The 15707-nt window shown below is 66.2% G+C and carries 10 protein-coding genes; 2 read left to right on the forward strand and 8 right to left on the reverse strand.

Annotated elements, in window-relative coordinates; all coding sequences use genetic code 11:
- Positions 1 to 4: 4 nt before the first annotated feature.
- Positions 5 to 1201, forward strand: coding sequence for an acyl-CoA dehydrogenase family protein (locus tag ACVW17_RS00440; protein ID WP_456749960.1), 1197 nt, complete (start codon positions 5 to 7; stop codon positions 1199 to 1201).
- Positions 1202 to 1334: 133 nt separating this feature from the next.
- On the opposite strand, the gene ACVW17_RS00445 is transcribed toward ACVW17_RS00440, so the two are convergent.
- From ACVW17_RS00445 to ACVW17_RS00470, 6 genes are all read right to left on the reverse strand, one after another.
- Positions 1335 to 3662 (reverse strand): xanthine dehydrogenase family protein molybdopterin-binding subunit, encoded by a 2328-nt coding sequence (locus ACVW17_RS00445; RefSeq protein WP_456796668.1) that lies wholly within the window; start codon positions 3660 to 3662, stop codon positions 1335 to 1337.
- A 230-nt stretch (positions 3663 to 3892) separates the two neighbouring features.
- Entirely contained in the window at positions 3893 to 4768 is an 876-nt protein-coding gene (locus ACVW17_RS00450; RefSeq protein WP_456749962.1) for a dihydrodipicolinate synthase family protein, read from the reverse strand.
- A complete protein-coding gene (locus ACVW17_RS00455) occupies positions 4761 to 5717 on the reverse strand; it encodes an NAD-dependent epimerase/dehydratase family protein (RefSeq protein ID WP_456749963.1) in 957 nt (318 codons plus the stop codon). The genes ACVW17_RS00450 and ACVW17_RS00455 overlap by 8 nt, the downstream gene beginning before the upstream one ends.
- 23 nt (positions 5718 to 5740) lie before the next feature.
- On the reverse strand, positions 5741 to 7381 hold the full coding sequence (gene pgm / locus ACVW17_RS00460) for a phosphoglucomutase (alpha-D-glucose-1,6-bisphosphate-dependent) (protein WP_456749964.1): 1641 nt from the start codon (positions 7379 to 7381) through the stop codon (positions 5741 to 5743).
- 124 nt (positions 7382 to 7505) lie between these two features.
- On the reverse strand, positions 7506 to 9158 hold the full coding sequence (locus ACVW17_RS00465; RefSeq protein ID WP_456749965.1) for an acetolactate synthase large subunit: 1653 nt from the start codon (positions 9156 to 9158) through the stop codon (positions 7506 to 7508).
- A gap of 78 nt (positions 9159 to 9236) precedes the next feature.
- On the reverse strand, positions 9237 to 11903 hold the full coding sequence (locus tag ACVW17_RS00470) for a M1 family metallopeptidase (protein WP_456796669.1): 2667 nt from the start codon (positions 11901 to 11903) through the stop codon (positions 9237 to 9239).
- Positions 11904 to 12146: 243 nt separating this feature from the next.
- Between ACVW17_RS00470 and ACVW17_RS00475 the strand changes: the two genes are divergently transcribed.
- Positions 12147 to 13601, forward strand: a complete 1455-nt coding sequence (locus ACVW17_RS00475) for a GH1 family beta-glucosidase (RefSeq protein WP_456749967.1) — start codon at positions 12147 to 12149, stop codon at positions 13599 to 13601.
- On the opposite strand, the gene ACVW17_RS00480 is transcribed toward ACVW17_RS00475, so the two are convergent.
- Together ACVW17_RS00480 and ACVW17_RS00485 are read right to left on the reverse strand one after the other, a co-directional pair.
- Complete coding sequence (locus tag ACVW17_RS00480; RefSeq protein ID WP_456749968.1) at positions 13602 to 14669, reverse strand: maleylacetate reductase; 1068 nt, start codon at positions 14667 to 14669, stop codon at positions 13602 to 13604. It lies immediately after the preceding gene.
- Positions 14670 to 14691: 22 nt separating this feature from the next.
- Positions 14692 to 15669 carry a helix-turn-helix domain-containing protein gene (locus ACVW17_RS00485; RefSeq protein WP_456749969.1) on the reverse strand — a complete coding sequence of 326 codons (978 nt, stop codon included), beginning with the start codon at positions 15667 to 15669 and terminating at the stop codon, positions 14692 to 14694.
- Positions 15670 to 15707: the final 38 nt, after the last annotated feature.

A 15707-nucleotide genomic window follows, 5' to 3' on the forward strand; every position in this document is an offset into this window, starting at 1 on the left:
GCAGATGGATCTCACCTTCAATGCCGAGGAACGCGCCTTCGAACAGGAAGTCCGCGACTTCATCGCCGAGAATTTGACGCCGGAGATGAAGCGCGCCACCGCGCTGACGCCGTCGGTGTTCTCCGACCCCGATATCGGCATGGCCTGGCAGCGCGCGCTGCACCGGAAGGGTTGGGGTGCGCCGGGCTGGCCGGTCGAGCATGGCGGGCCGGACTGGACACCGGCGCAGCGCTGGATCTTCGAGGCCGAATGCGCCCGCGCCGGCGTGCCCAATGTCAATGTGATGGGCGTGAAGATGGTCGGCCCGGTCATCATCGGCTTCGGCTCGCCCGAGCAGCAGAACTTTTACCTGCCGCGAATCCTCTCGGGTGAAGACTATTGGTGCCAGGGTTATTCCGAGCCGGGTTCGGGCTCCGATCTGTCGTCACTGAAGACCCGCGCGGTGCGCGACGGCGACGACTACGTCATCAACGGCACCAAGATCTGGACCACGCATGCGCACCACGCCAACCGGATGTTCGCGCTGGTGCGCACCAGCGACGGCGAGCGGCAGCAGGACGGCATCAGCTTTATTCTCATCGACATGAAGACGCCAGGCATCACCACGAGGCCAATCCTGACCATCGGCGGCGACCATGAGGTCAACCAGGTGTTCTTCGACGACGTTCGCGTGCCCGTCGCCAACCGCGTCGGCGAGGAGGGCAAGGGCTGGACCTACGGCAAGTATCTGCTTGAATTCGAGCGCGGCTCCGGCATCGCATCGGCAAAACTGCGCGAGGCGCTGAAGACGATCTCCGATCTCGCGGCGTCCGATGTCACCGGCCGCGCCATCGACGATCCCGACATCGCGATCCGGATGTCGGAAGCCGAGGTCGATATCGACGCGCTCGAGATGACCGAACTGCGCGTGCTGTCGGCGTTGCAGACCGGCCAAAATCCCGGCGCGGTGTCGTCGCTGATCAAGCTCAGGGTCAGCGAGATTCGCCAGGCGGTGACGCGGCTTGGCGTCGACGTGATCGGCCAGGACGGCCTGGCCGTGGAGCCGGCGCGGCCGTTCTACCGGCTCAATCACGAGCCGGCGATCCCGGAGCAGCTATTGCCGGTGGTGCCGGAATATCTCAACGGGCGGGCGTATACGATCTTCGGCGGATCGTCGGAGATCCAGCGGGATATCATCGCGAAGATGGTGCTGGGGTTGTAACGCTCTCTCCCCGTCATTCCGGGGCGCGCGCAGCCCGAGCCCGGAATCCATCAGGCCGCATGTTCTGAGGCCCAATGGATTCCGGGCCCATCGCTTCGCGATGCCCCGGAATGACGGTGGAGAGAGCGCGGCCTCACGCAGCCCCAGCCTTCGCGTCGCGGATCGCCTGCCAGATCTTCACCGGCGTCAGCGGCGTGTTGAGCTGGGTGATGCCGATCTCGCTCAGCGCATCCATCACGCCGTTGGTGATGCAGGGTGGACCGCCGATCGCACCGGACTCGCCGCAGCCCTTGGCGCCGAGCGGATTGGTCTTGCAGGGCGCGGAGGGATCGAGCGTCACCGTGATCGGCGGAATATCCGAGGCGCGCGGGATGCAATAATCCTGATAGCTCGCGGTCAAGAGCTGGCCTTCCTCGCTGTAGGCCACGCCTTCGTACAGCGCCTGGCCGATACCCTGGACGACGCCGCCATGCACCTGCCCGGTCACCAGCATCGGATTGACCGCGACGCCGACGTCGTCGACCGTGGTGTAGCGCACCACGCGGGTGACGCCGGTCTCGGGATCGATCTCGACCTCGCAGATATGGGTGCCGTTCGGCCAGCTCGGCCCGTCGACATTGCCCTCGCTTTCGACCGAGAGCTTTGCGCCTTTTTCCTTGGCCGCGATCTCGAACAGGCTGATGCGCTTGTCGGTGCCGACCACGGTGAGGAAGCCGTCGCGATACTCGATGTCTTCGACCGAGGCTTCCAGCAGATTGGAGGCCTTGTTGCGCGCCTTGTTGATCATGTCGTTGCTGGAGACCGCAACCGCGGTGCCGCCGACGAACAGCGAGCGCGAGCCGACGCTGCCGAAGCCGGTGGCGAGATCGGTGTCGCCCTGGATCACGTCGATCTTGTCCATCGCAATGCCGAGCGTATCCGATATCATCTGGGTGTAGGTGGTGGCGAGACCCTGGCCCATCGCCATGGTGCCGGAATGCAGGATGACGCGGCCTTCAGCGGTCGCATGCAGCGAGACGTTCTCGGTGTGGGCGCGGCCGCCGGTCCATTCGATGTAGCTGGTGAGGCCGCGGCCGTAGAGCAGGCCCTTCTTCTTCGCCGCCTTCTTGCGCGCGGCAAAGCCGTTCCAGTCGGCGAGATCGGAGGCGCGCTCCAGCATGTGGGCGAAGGCGCCGGAATCGTACACCTGCCCGACCGCGTTGGTGTAAGGCAGCTGCGCCGGCTTGATGTAGTTGACCTTGCGAATGCTGCGCGGGTCCATGCCGATCTGGCGCGCGGCGGCATCGAACAGCCGCTCGACGATGAACACCGCCTCGGGCCTGCCGGCGCCGCGATAGGCGCCGACCGGCGCGGTGTGGGTCATCACCGACTTCACCTCGAAATGCACCAGCGGCAGATCGTAGACGCCGGTCTGCACGAACGGGCCGAGCACCAGCGGGATGATGTTGGCGGTGCCCGACGAATAGGCGCCGGTGCCGCCGATCGAGCGCACCCGATAGGCCAGCACGCGGCCCTTGGCGTCGAGCGCGAACTCGCCGGTCGAGGTCAGGTCGCGGCCGTGGGTGCCGCCGACGAACTCGTCGGTGCGGTCGCCGCGCCAGCGGATTTTCTCGTTCAGCTTGGTCGCGGCATAGGCGACGATGCCGTCTTCCGGATAGAGGCTGGTCTTCTGCCCGAAGCCGCCGCCGATGTCGCCGACCAGCACGCGCACGCTGTCCTTCGGCCGCTTCAGGATCGATTCTGCCAAGAGGTCGCGGGTCGAGCCCGGGGTTTGCGACTGCACGTGGAGGATCAGCCGCCCGGTCTTCTTCTCGATCTCGGCAATGGTCGAGCGCGGCTCCATCGCCGACGGCACCAGGCGCTGGCTGACGAGGTCGAGCGACACTTTATGCGCAGCATTGGCGAAAGCTTCTTCGACCTTGGCGGCATCGCCATAGCTCATCGCGGCGACGATGTTGTCGGGCGCCTCCGGCCAGACCGCGGGTGCATCGGGCTTGACCGCCTCGACCGGATCGACCACCGAGGGCAGCACCTCGTAATCGATCTCGATCGCTTCGGCAGCAGTCTGTGCCAGCTCGCGCGAGGTCGCGACCACGGCCGCGACACCCTCGCCGGCGTAGCGCACCACCTCATGCGCCAGCAGGCGCCGCGGCGGCACCGTCATCGGCGAGCCGTCAGGCCGCTTGAAGATCGCAAGCGTCGGCAGCGTGCCGATATCGTCCTTGACGAGGTCGGCGCCGGTATAGACCGCCTTGACGCCCGCCATCGCCAGCGCCGCTTTGGCGTCGATCGACCTGATGTTGGCGTGGGCATGCGGCGAGCGCAGCACGTGCAGCCAGAGCGCACCGTCCTGCGGCTTGTCGTCGATGAAATGCCCCTTCCCGGTGACCAGCCGCTGGTCTTCCAGACGCTTGACCGGCTGGCCCGCACCAAAACGCATATTGCCGGGAAGAATGTTCATCAGAAGAGTCCTTGAGTTCAGAAATTTCGGCGGGTTTTAGCGGATTTTGGATTTTAGACAACTGACCGTCATTCCCCGATGCGCAATTGCGCATCTGAGGGCGCGACGTAGTCGCGAGCCCGGAATCCATTTCGCCACGGAGTATGCGCATAGATGGATTCCGGGCTCGAGGCTTCGCCTCGCCCCGGAATGACGAGGTGGTGAAAACGCCTGCAACCCACAAGCCAGGTTCAGGCCAGATCGCGCAACGCGGCCTCGACCACCTTGCGCTGCTCGGCCGTCAGCGGCGCCTGCGGCGGCACGGGGTCGCCGACATCATAGCCCTGGCTCGCAAGCCCGGCCTTGATGCAGGCGGCGAGATTGAAGCGGGCGAACGCCTCGTTGATGCGCCAGAGCTTGCGCTGCAGCACCATCGCCTCGTCCCAGCGGGCACGGCGGCAGAGATCGTAGAGCTCGACGCTCTGCCGTGGAATGATGCAGGCGGGCCCCGCCATCCAGCCATGGCCGCCGATCAGCATCACCGCGGCTGGAATATGGGCTGATGCCGAAAACACTTTGAGGCTGTCGCCGCAGCGGTTCATGATCGACAGCAGCCGCCCGGTGTTGGTCGAGGCGTCCTTGATGTAGCCGATGCGCGGATGCTCGGCGAGCCGCGCGATGACGTCGAGCGTCAGGTCGGAGCGCTGGAAATTCGGGTTGGTGTAGATCACGACCGGAATATCGACGGCGTCGGCGATCGCGCGGAAATAGGATTCCACCTGGGCGTCACTGAGCGGAAAATACGCCTCCAGGATCGCGAGAATGCCGGCGGCACCGCGCTTCTGACAGGCCTTGGCCTGGGCCACCGCGTCGGCCGTCGAGGTCGAGGCGACGCCGGCCACCACGGGCACACGGCCCTGCGCGGCCTCGATCGTGGTCGCCACCACCTGCATGCGCTGCGCATTGTTGAGATAGGCGAACTCGCCGGTCGAGCCGAGCGGCGTCAGCCCATGCACACCGGCCTTGACCAGATCGTCACAGAGCCGGCCCAGCACCTCGGTGCGGACATGGCCGGCCGGATCGACCGGGGACACCAGATACGGGAAGACGCCGTGGAAATCAGCCATTTGCGAGCCTCGTCGACGGCGAGACATAATCGGGATCGTGCGCAAAGGGAAGCGGTTCGCCGCGGCGGAGCGCCCCGAGCACCGCGGCAAAGTCGGTTACCGCGCGGAAACCGAGCAGCCGTTCGGCCTTACCGGCATCGTAGATTCGGCCGATCGATGTCGGCAGGTGCCAGCCGCGCCGGGCGAACAGCGCCGGCGCATCGGGGAAAGTTCGTGCGATGAGGCCTGCCGCATCCGCCTTCAGCTCAGCGACGTCGCTGCGCGCAAACGGTGTCGGCGCGCTGATCACAAAGACTTCGAAGCCTCGGATCCTCTCCAGCGCCACGACGTGGGCCTCAGCGGCGTCCTCGACCGTGAGCCGGCGATACAGGAGCTCGGTCGCCTTCAGGTTCTCGCCGTGGATGTCGACGATCGTGTCGTCGTCCTCGGGGAAGAAACGGCTGGTGCGCAGGACCGCGCAATTCAGGCCATGCTCGCGGCTGTAGAGCCGGCACAGGCCTTCGGCGGCGAGTTTTGTCACGCCGTAGATGTTGCGCGGCTCCAGCGGCCCCGTCGTCTCGTCGAGCCAGACCGCCGCATGGCCTTCCTCGTCGCGGATCGCCTGCGAGATCATCAATGACGTGGTCGAGGTGAAGACGAACTGCTTGTGCCCGGCGGCAACAGCCGCCTGCAGCAGATTGTGCGTGCCCGTGATATTGACGTCGACAAAAGCCTGCGGCGCGAACCGCGCGATATCGGGCTTGTGCAGCGCGCCGCCATGGATCACGGCCTCGATGCCGTGATCGCCGAACACACGATCGATCGCCGACCGGTCGGCCACCGAGCCGACCACATCGGTCGCCTCGCCCGGGACGATGTCGAGGCCCGTCACGTCATGGCCGGCCTGGCGCAGCCGTGGCGCGAGGAACCGGCCGAGCCAGCCGGAGGAGCCGGTCAACAAGACACGCATGAATTCCGCCCCGCCCCGCGCCTTCAGAACACCTTGGCGATCGCGGCCTGCGCGTCGCCCTGGATTCTTTTCAGATGATCCGGTCCGCGGAAGCTTTCGGCGTAGATCTTGTAGACGTCTTCCGTGCCGGAGGGACGCGCGGCAAACCAGCCCGCCTCGCTCTCGACCTTGATGCCGCCGAACGGCTGATCGTTGCCCGGTGCCTTGGTCCGGACCGCACGCACCGGGTCGCCGGCGAGCTGGGTCATGTTGAGCTGCTCGGGCCCGAGTGCTTTCAAAGCGCTCTTCTGCTTCGGCGTCGCCGCGACGTCGATGCGCTCGTAAGAGGGCACGCCGAGCTCGGCAGTCAACTCGTTGAACAGTTCACTCGGATCGCGGCCGGTCCTGGCGATGATCTCCGCCGCCAGCAGGCCGAGGATGATGCCGTCCTTGTCCGTGGTCCAGGCCGAGCCGTCGCGCTTGAGGAACGACGCGCCGGCGCTTTCCTCGCCGGCAAAGCCGAAGCCGCCGCTGCCGAGCCCGTCGACGAACCATTTGAAGCCGACCGGCGTCTCGACCAGTCTGCGGTTAAGCTTCTTGGCCACGCGATCGATGATCGAGCTCGACACGATGGTCTTGCCGATCGCGGCATCCCCGCTCCATTGCGGCCGGTGCGTGAACAGGTAGGCGATCGCGGTGGCGAGGAAATGGTTCGGGTTCATCAAGCCCTTCGAACGCGTCACGATGCCGTGGCGGTCGGCGTCGGTATCGTTGGCAAAGGCGACGTCGAAGCGGTCGCGCATCCCGATCAGGCTTGCCATCGCGTAGGGCGACGAGCAGTCCATCCGGATCTTGCCGTCCCAATCCGCGGTCATGAAGCGGAAGGTCGGATCGACCGCAGTGTTGACGATTGACGCGTTGATGCCGTAGCGCGCGATGATCGGCTGCCAGTAATGCACCGCCGCGCCGCCGAGCGGATCGATGCCAATCCTGACGCCGGCCGATTTGATCAGCGCGAGATCGACGGTGTTGCCGAGATCGGCGACGTAGGGCGTGACGTAGTCGTGCAGATGCGTGGTCGCGGCCTTGCGCGCGCGGTCATACGGCATCCGCGCGACGCCCTTGAGGCCGGCCTCGATAGTGCGATTGGCGTTCTTCTCGACCACGGCGGTGACGTCGGTGTCGGCCGGGCCGCCATGCGGCGGATTGTATTTGTAGCCGCCGTCCTCCGGCGGATTGTGTGACGGCGTGATGACGACGCCGTCGGCAAGGCCGGTGCTGCGGCCCTTGTTGTAGCTCAGGATCGCGTGCGAGATCACAGGCGTCGGGGTGTAACCGCCCTGCGCGTCGATCATGATCTCGACGCCGTTGGCCGCGAACACCTCGACCGCGCTGGCCAGCGCCGGCTCGGCCAGCGCATGGGTATCGATGCCGATGAACAGCGGACCGGTGAGGTCCTTCTCGCGCCGGTAATCGCAGATCGCCTGCGTGGTGGCGAGGATGTGGTCCTCGTTGAAGGAATTCTTCAGCGACGAGCCGCGATGGCCCGAGGTGCCGAACGCAACTCGCTGGCCGGGATCGCCGGGGTCGGGCTTGCCGGCGAAATAGGCCGTGACCAGCCGCGGCACATTGGCGAGCTGGGACGGATCGACGGGTTTGCCGGCGGCGGGATTTGGTGCAGTCACGTGACCTCTCAGATCTGGTATCGCCGACCATCAGCACAACGGGTGATGATGCGGCGTGCTACCATGGCGGCTTACGTTCAATCAAGCCGGGGGCTTTTCGTTCCGTGCGGCCGGTGGCAATCCGCTATTCGACGTCGATCTGCTGCACCCTCTCGCGCAGTTCGTCGACCAGCACGCGCTTGTTCTCGGTATAGTCGATCGGCACCACGACGAGATGCACGCCGCCACCGGAGAACGCCCGCTCCAGCGTTGGGACGATCGCCTCCGTGCTCTCGATCCGCGAGCCCTTGGCGCCATAGCTTTCGGCATATTTGACGAAATCCGGATTGCCGAAGGTCAGGCCGAAATCCGGGAAATTGTCGACTGCCTGCTTCCAGCGGATCATGCCGTAGGCGGAGTCTTCCAAAATCAGGATCACCAGATTGAGCTTGAGCCGGACCGCGGTCTCCATCTCCTGCGAGTTCATCATGAAGCCGCCGTCGCCGCACACCGCGAGCACGCGGCTCTTCGGATACAGCATCGCCGCCATCATCGCCGACGGCAGGCCGGCGCCCATGGTGGCGAGCGCATTGTCGAGCAGCAGCGAGTTCGCCAGCAACGTGCGGTAGTTGCGCGCGAACCAGATCTTGTACATGCCGTTGTCGAGCGCGACGATGCCGTCCTCGGGAATGACCTGCCGCACATCGTGCACGATGCGCTGCGGCGTCGGCGGCCAGCGGCCTTCGGTGGCGCGATCGGTGATCCTGGCCAAAATGCCCGCGCGCAGGCTGAGCAGCGCGCTGGCATGCGGCAGCTTGCCCTCGACCCGGTCAGCGAGCAGTTCGAGGCTCGGCCCGACATCGCCGATCACCTCGACTTGCGGGAAGTAGACCTGCTCGACATTGGCCGGCGTGTAGCTGACATGGATCACCTGCGGCCCCTTCGGGCCCATGATGAAGGGCGGCTTCTCGATCGTGTCGTGGCCGATCGCGATGATCAGATCGGCGCGGTCGATCGCCTCGTGCACATAGTCGCGCTCGCTGAGCGCGGCGGTCCCCATGTACTGGTTGGTGCCGCCGGAGACCGTGCCCTTGCCCATCTGCGTGGTGAAGAACGGAATTTTCGTGCGCCGCACGAAGTCGCCGATCCCGGCGGTCGAACGCGGGCGCGACGCCGCAGCACCCAGCATGATCAGCGGACGCTGCGCCTTCAGGATCATGTCGGCGGCGCGGTCGAGGGCCGCGGCATGCGCGATCGGAATCTCGATCGGATGCGGATGCACCAGCTCGACCGGTGCGGTCTCCTCGCCCGCGATGTCTTCCGGCAGTTCGAGCAGCACCGGGCCCGGCCGTTCCTGGGTTGCGATCCGGAACGCGTCGCGGACCAGCGTCGGGATGGTCGCGCCGCTGACGATCTGCAACGACAGCTTGGTCAGCGGCCGGAACGTGTTGACGATGTCGACGATCTGGAACTTGGCCTGCCGGCTGCTCAGGATGCCCTTCTGGCCCGTCAGCATCACCATCGGCATCGCGCCGAGCAGCGCATAAGCGGCACCGGTGGTCAGATTGAGCGCGCCCGGGCCGAGCGTCGTGATGCAGACGCCAGGCTTGCCGGTCAGGCGGCCATAGGTCGCCGCCATGAAGGCCGCGGCCTGCTCGTGGCGGGTCACGATCAGCTTGATCGAGGATTTGCGCAGGCTCTCGACGACGTCGAGATTCTCCTCGCCGGGAACGCCGAACACCCGTTCCACGCCCTCATTCTCGAGGGCCGCGACCAGCAAATCGGAACCTTTGACCATATCAGCCTCGCCTCGTTGATTGCATGCCGCGCGCCGAGCATAGCCGCATCGCGCGCCGCCGGAAACTCCTTCGCGAGCTCACGGCTTGTGCGCCCTGATCCAGGCGTCGGCGGCGGGCAGCACGCGCGCGGAGAGGTCGGCCGAGATCGCGATGGCCTGCAAGGCGCGCGCCACCATCACCCGCCCGCCGCTGGTGGACTGCGACGGAGCGAACGCGGCGAGCTCCGCGGCGTGGGCCTGATCGGTAAAATTGGTCATGAAACTGGGAACGAACTGGTCGCGGAAGTTCGGTCCCTGCCTTGCCAGCAACGCATCGAAATTGGTCCGTACGAAGTCCCAGGCGAGCTGCGGCTGCTCGCCGGCGCCCGCCACCGCGTTGATCATCCCGGCGACGATCGTGTCGGGCAGTTCGCCGGTCAGCGTCAGGGCCAGCGTCGCGCGGGCCAGCTCGGCATCACGGGCGCTCGCCGCGGCGAAATAGTAGCGCAGCCGCTCATTGGTCGCCGCGCTCTTGCGCGCGAGCGCCAGCAGCCGATCATAGGTTTTCCGATCGGCGGTGATGCCGACGACGTGGGTGACGGCATCGCGCAGCGTGGTCGGCAGCGATTCGGGATCGTCGAGGAACGCCGCAAAGCGCCGCTTCGCCTCGGCCACAATATCCGCGTCACCGAGATCGCCAAGCGTCGAAATCAGGCTTGCACGCAACAGTGCGGTGTCGTCGTCAGCGGGACCGCGCCCGTCCCATCCGATCCGATCGAACACCGGGCGCAGCTTGGCGCGGGCATAGGCCTCGATCACCGGCCGCTCGGCGCGGTCGCGCGACAGGCGGTTGAGCGTGGCGAATGTCGAGATCACCTGGTCCCACACCGCGCGATGGTCACCGACATCAAGCGCGTCGAGCAGCGCGAGATAGGACGGCGCCTCGGCGCGGCCGGCCTGCACCAGCGCCCAGCTGTCGGTGACGACATTGAGCCGGTCGGCGACCTGCATCTGCGGAAAGGCGTTGAGCAACGCCGCACGGTTCTTCGGGCCGTATTCAACCCTGAAATAGCCGACGTCGCCGAGGTTGACCTTGATCGCATCGCCACAGGCACCGGCCGGAATCTCGGCGCTGCCCTTCAGCAATATCTCGTCGAACGGCTTGCCGTGGGCCGGGCCCACCGCAACCGGAATCTGCCAGCTGTGTGCCGGCAGCGGCGGATCGTTGGCCGGGGCGATCACGAAACGATCCTGCTGCAAGATCAGGCGCTGTGCCGCGCCATCGCAGGCCGTCTCGGCCAGGATCAGCGGCACGCCATTCTGCTCGGTGAAGGAGGCGGCGATGCCGGTGATCGGCTTGCCGCCGGCGCTTTCCAGCGCCTGCCAGAGATCGGCCGTGGTGGAATTGCTGTAGGCATGCGCGGCCATGTATTTGCGGATTCCGTCGCGGAACGGCCGTTCGCCGAGATAGGTCTCGAGCATCCGGATCAGCGCCTGTCCCTTGTTGTAGGTGATGGCGTCGAACGCCGTCACCGCCTCGCTGTGATCGGCGATCGGCTGCTGCACCGGATGCGAGGTGCGGCGCGCATCGAGCGCCATGGCGAACTGCTTGGCACCGTAGCCGTTCAGCCAGTTCTGCCATTGCGGGTAGAACTGCTCCGAGGCCTTGGTCGCCATCCAGCTGGCAAAGCCCTCGTTGAGCCAGAGATTGTCCCACCACGCCATGGTGACGAGATCGCCGAACCACATATGCGCCATCTCGTGCGCGATGATGGCGAAGATGCCGCGCCGCGCGGTCTCCGCATTGGTCGCGGGATCGAACAGCAGCCGGCTCTCGAAGAAAGTGATACCGCCCCAGTTCTCCATCGCCCCGCCGAACCCGCCGGGAACCGCGATCAGGTCGAGCTTCGGCAGCGGATATGTCACGCCGAAATAGTCGTTGTAATAGCCGAGCAGCTTCACTGCGCTGTCGAGCGCAAAGCGGCCCTGCCCGCTCTTGCCCTCAGTCGTCACCACGCCGACCGTGACGCCGCCGGCATCCGCCGTGATCCGCTCAAGCTCGCCGACCGTGAGCACGAACAGATAGCTCGACATCTTCGGCGTCGGGGCGAACACGACCTTCTTGAGATCGCCACCGATCGGCTGCTCGCTCGTGACCGGCATGTTGCCGACCGCGAGCAGATTGCGCGGGATTACCACCGTCAGCGCGAAGCTCGCCTTGAACGACGGCTCGTCCCAGCACGGAAAGATCCGCCTCGCGTCGGCCGGCTCCAGCTTGCTGGAGATCAGCCGCTTGATTCCAGTCGGGGTCGGATAGTCCACCGAGAACAGGCCGGTACCGAATTTGTTGATCTGTGCCGTAAAGCCAACTCGCAGCCTGTGCAGCCCGACCGCAAGCGGCTTGGCGAAGGTCAGCGTCGCGGTCTGCGCAGCAGCGTCGGTCACGACCTCCGCGCGCTGTGCGCCGTCATCGATCGTGGTTTCAGTGAAGGTGGTGTTGATCGCGTTCAGCGTTAGCTGCGCGGTGGCCTCGCGCACCTCGATGTCGATGGTCTCCACACCAGGCAACGCAAGGCTGGTGAAATCGGGCGTCAGCTCGATCGCGTAGCGCAGCGGGATGACCGTCTTCGGCAGCTTTCCCGGCGTGCTGTTAAATGAGAATGTCTGCTCGGCCTGCGCGGCAGCGGCCGTCACCAACAGCATCCCGATCGCCGTGGCAAGACGATGCAGCAGCGCGGGTCGGACATGAGTTGCAGGCTTGTTCATCGCGCGGCTCACGGGGATCGATGAGATTTTCGGAGGGCATTCAGGAAACACCTGGCAGGCAATCTAGTAGAGAAAATGTCGCCACAAAACTGACAACTCCGCGACATTGACGTCGCAGCGGCTTGCGGCGATTGACACGCACGCGCCACGCGGTCCGCCGGCCCCCTTGTTGCTCAACGGCGCGGTGCAAGGCTAACCTGCGGCCGGCATTCCAGCCGCAACGACCGGCGACGGGAGATAGCAATGTACGGAAAATTCTCGCGCCGGCAATTTGCGGGCCTTGCGGGCCTCTCGGCGCTTGGCCTCTCGGCTCCCGCCGAGGCCGCGAACCGAGCCCCGCGGCCGGATGGCGCGAACTTCCCCGCCGGCTTCGTCTGGGGCACCGCGACCTCGTCCTACCAGGTCGAGGGCGCCGTCAATGAAGACGGCCGTGGCCCGTCGATCTGGGACACCTTCACCCACACCTCGGGCAAGATCGAGGACGGCTCGACCGGCGACCGCGCCAACGAGCATTATCACCGCTACAAGGAGGATGTCCGCCTCATCAAGGATCTCGGCGCCAGGGCCTATCGTTTCTCGATCGCATGGCCGCGGGTGTTTCCCGACGGCACCGGCACGCCGAACCCGAAGGGCCTCGACTTCTACAACCGCCTGGTCGACGAGTTGCTGGCGAATGGCATCGAGCCCTACGCCACGCTCTATCACTGGGACCTGCCGCAGGCGCTGCAGGACCGGGTCGGCGGCTGGCGCTCGCGCGACACGTCAAAGGCGTTCGGCGACTATGCCGGCTATGTGGCGCAGCGGTTGACCGACCGGGTCAAGAATATCTTCACCCTCAACGAAGTCGGCCGTTTCCTGCCGTTCGGCTATGCGCTCGGCGTCGACGCGCCGGGGCTGAAACTGCCGCCGGGCGAGGTCAACCAGGCGCGCCACCATGTCGCTCTGGCGCACGGCCTTGCGGTGCAGGCGATCCGCGCCAAGGCCCGCCCCGGCACGCGGGTCGGCCCGGCCGAAAACATCACCGCCTGCGTGCCAGCGATCAACACGCCGGAGCACATCCGCGCCACCGAGATCGCGACGCGCGAGCTCAACGCGGGCTTTCTCGGCGTTCTGCTCGAAGGCCGGTACACCGAGGGCTTCCTGCAATATGCCGGCGCCGACGCGCCCAAATTCACCGCCGAGGAGCTGAAGATCATCGCCCAGCCCAACGATTTCGTCGGGCTGAACATCTACGCGCCGCACTGCTATGTCGTCGCCACCGACAGCGCGCCCGGCTGGAAGCCGCTGCCGATGCCGGCCTCGTTCCCGCACATGAATTCGGATTGGCTGCGGATCGCGCCGGAGACGATCTACTGGGCGCCACGGATCGCCGCCAAGCTCTGGAACATCAAGAGCATCTATATCAGCGAGAACGGCACGTCCGGCGAGGACAAGCTGCAGCCGGACGGCCAGATCTACGACCTCGACCGCATCATGTTCCTGCGCAACTACCTCGCGCAACTGCAGCGCGCGACTGCCGACGGTGTCCCGGTCCACGGCTATTTCCTCTGGAGCCTGATGGACAATTTCGAATGGATCTTCGGCTATGAGAAGCGTTTTGGTCTGTACCGCGTCGACTTCGAGACCCAGGCCCGCGTGCCGAAACTGAGCGCGGCGTTCTATCGCGACGTAATCGCGCGCAACGCGATCGGGGTGTAGTTATCCGGGCTGCGGCCGCGCGCCGGACCAGGCGCGCCGGAGCAGGTCGCTGATGCCGCTCTCCTCGATCGGCCGTGGATTCCAGTAAGGATTCCTGGTCGCGAGCGCCGCCGCCTTTGCGATGCCGTCCTCGGGCATGCCGATCTCGGCGAGCGAGCGCGGCGCGCCGAGCTTGGCCGATAGATCGAACAGGCCGTCGGCTGCGTCGGATGTGCCGAGCGCCCGCGCGGCGCGGCCGATGGCATCGCGCGCCGCCGGCATGTTGTAGGCGATGGTGTGCGGCAGCAGCACCGCGTGGGTCTCGGCGTGCGGCAGATCGAACAGCGCGCCGACGGTGTGGCAGAGCTTGTGATGCAGCGCCATGCCGACGGTGCCGAGGCAGACCGCGCATAGCCAGGCGCCATAGAGCGCATCGGACCGCGCGTCGAGGTCGCGCGGCCGCGCGATCACCTCCTGCAGCGACAACGCGAGCTTTGCGATCGCCTCCTCCGCCATCAACGAGGTGATCGGGTTGCCGTCGCGGGCATACAGCGCCTCGGCCGCATGCGCGATCGCGTTGAGGCCCGATATCGCGGAGAATTTCACCGGCATCGAGAGCGTCAGGTTGACATCGTAGATCACGGCCTCGGGCAATATCTTCGGCGACGACTGCGTGGTCTTGACCGCGTCCACGGTCTCGCCGAGCACCGGCGTCATCTCGGAGCCGGCATAGCTGGTCGGCACGATCAGCTGCGGCAGGTCGGTGCGCAGCGCGATCGCCTTGCTCAGGCCGGTCGCAGCGCCGGCGCCGATCGCGACCACGCCGTCGGGCTTCAGCTCACCGACCACCGCCATCGCACGCTCGGTCACCGCGACCGGCGTATGCACCACCGCGCCATCGAACACGCCGGCCATGCGGCCACCGGTCAAGGCTGCGAGATCGCCGAGCTCGGCCTGCTGCCGCCGGCTCGCCAGCACCAGCGCGCGGCCGATGCCGAGCCGGTCGAGCTCGTCCGCCAGCTGCGCGACCGTGCCGACGCCGAACACGACGCGCATCGGGCTGACCTGATAGGTGAACGACTGCGGCATGGCGATGTCCGAAACCGTTGTTTTACCCGCGGCGCCAGTCACGCGGCGTGCAGCCGAAACGATGCCGGAAGCGCCGGGTGAAATGCGACAGATCGGAGAAGCCCCAGTCGAATGCGATCTCGCCGATCGCGCGCCCGGCGATCGCCGGATCCTTCAAATCGCGCGCCGCGCCGTCGAGCCGACGGTCCATCACGTAGCTGGCGAATGTGGTGCCGGCGCGCTCGAACAGCTTGTGGACATAGCGCTCACTGATGCCGATCGCGGCCGCGATGGCGGCAACGCCGAGCCCGGGCTCGCGCAGCCGGCTATCCACCGCTCGGCGCAGCGCGATCCAGGTTGCCTCCACCAGGCTCATCGGGTCCGCGCCGCGCCGGCCGTCGCGCGACAGGCTCAGCGCCACGAGGTCGAGCAGCACGCCGAACAGCCGTGCGCTTTCCGCTTCCGGCATGCCGGACGCCGCCGAGTTGAGCGCCTGCGCGGTCTCCACGATGAGATGACCGACCAGGGGATCGTCGGACACCCGCGCCGGCCCGAATTCGAACGATGGCGGCAGACGATCGCGCAGCAATTGCGTCGGGACCCAGAACGATGCGACCTGCAGCGCAGGGCCCTGGCTGTGATGCAGCGCGAACAGCCGCGCGCTGTCGAAGATGCCGACCTGTCCCGGCGACAGTTCGACGGCGCGTCCGTCCTGGTCGATCCGGCAGCGTCCGGCAAGCTTCAGATTGAGGTAGAAGCAGCTGCTGCTCGAGGCCGCGATATCGCTCGCCGAACGGCGCACCAGGTGACCGGGAAACGTGACGCGATTGATGGCGCCCGCGCCCAGTCCGATGCGTTCGATCCGTGCCGGAAAGCTGGACCTGTCCGTCGGCTCGGGCGTCAGCTTCATGAACACCTGGCAGATCGCCTCCCGGTAGTAGGCGAACTGCTCGGCAGGCCGCACATCCTCGGTATTCCAGGCGAGACTCGGCGCGCGGTCAGGGCGAGCAATTTGTTGCATCAGTGCACTCCGAGCCTAGTCCAGTGCAGTCTCAGCCA

It is taken from the genome of Bradyrhizobium sp. USDA 4473 (assembly GCF_054063335.1).

Coding starts and splice junctions, on each gene's coding strand:
- ACVW17_RS00440 (WP_456749960.1), top strand. CDS start 5: ATGGATCTCACCTTCAATGCCGAGGAACGCGCCTTCGAACAGGAAGTC.
- ACVW17_RS00445 (WP_456796668.1), bottom strand. CDS start 3,662: ATGAACATTCTTCCCGGCAATATGCGTTTTGGTGCGGGCCAGCCGGTC.
- ACVW17_RS00450 (WP_456749962.1), bottom strand. CDS start 4,768: ATGGCTGATTTCCACGGCGTCTTCCCGTATCTGGTGTCCCCGGTCGAT.
- ACVW17_RS00455 (WP_456749963.1), bottom strand. CDS start 5,717: ATGCGTGTCTTGTTGACCGGCTCCTCCGGCTGGCTCGGCCGGTTCCTC.
- ACVW17_RS00465 (WP_456749965.1), bottom strand. CDS start 9,158: ATGGTCAAAGGTTCCGATTTGCTGGTCGCGGCCCTCGAGAATGAGGGC.
- ACVW17_RS00470 (WP_456796669.1), bottom strand. CDS start 11,903: ATGAACAAGCCTGCAACTCATGTCCGACCCGCGCTGCTGCATCGTCTT.
- ACVW17_RS00475 (WP_456749967.1), top strand. CDS start 12,147: ATGTACGGAAAATTCTCGCGCCGGCAATTTGCGGGCCTTGCGGGCCTC.
- ACVW17_RS00480 (WP_456749968.1), bottom strand. CDS start 14,669: ATGCCGCAGTCGTTCACCTATCAGGTCAGCCCGATGCGCGTCGTGTTC.
- ACVW17_RS00485 (WP_456749969.1), bottom strand. CDS start 15,669: ATGCAACAAATTGCTCGCCCTGACCGCGCGCCGAGTCTCGCCTGGAAT.